1 protein-coding gene is annotated in these 241 nt (G+C 48.1%); it reads right to left on the bottom strand.

Annotated features, from left to right (window positions below):
* On the bottom strand, window positions 1–241 hold a 241-nt coding region (locus N482_RS25195), incomplete at both ends, for a hypothetical protein (RefSeq protein WP_196763659.1).

The following is a 241-nucleotide window of genomic DNA, read 5'->3' as shown; positions in this document are numbered from 1 at the left end:
TGGCTCTGCTTCTAGCTCGGGTTCAGCGGCTAGTTCTGACTCAGATTCAAAGCCTTGAGGTATCTGTTCTTCTTCATCGACCATGCCATCTAAGTGACCAGACTCGACTAGAGATGCTTGTTCTAACTCAACATTAGACTCACCTTCACCAAGCACATCGCCCAGATCGTTATCTAAAGCATAGCTCTGTGGCGCAGACTCTGGCTCTTCAAGTAACGCTTCTTCATCGCCTACATCTGCA

Source organism: Pseudoalteromonas luteoviolacea NCIMB 1942 (genome assembly GCF_001625595.1).
Lineage (GTDB): Bacteria > Pseudomonadota > Gammaproteobacteria > Enterobacterales > Alteromonadaceae > Pseudoalteromonas > Pseudoalteromonas luteoviolacea_A.
The sequence above is the reverse complement of the archived record's forward strand: the minus strand, read 5'-3'. Positions and strand labels throughout refer to the sequence as shown.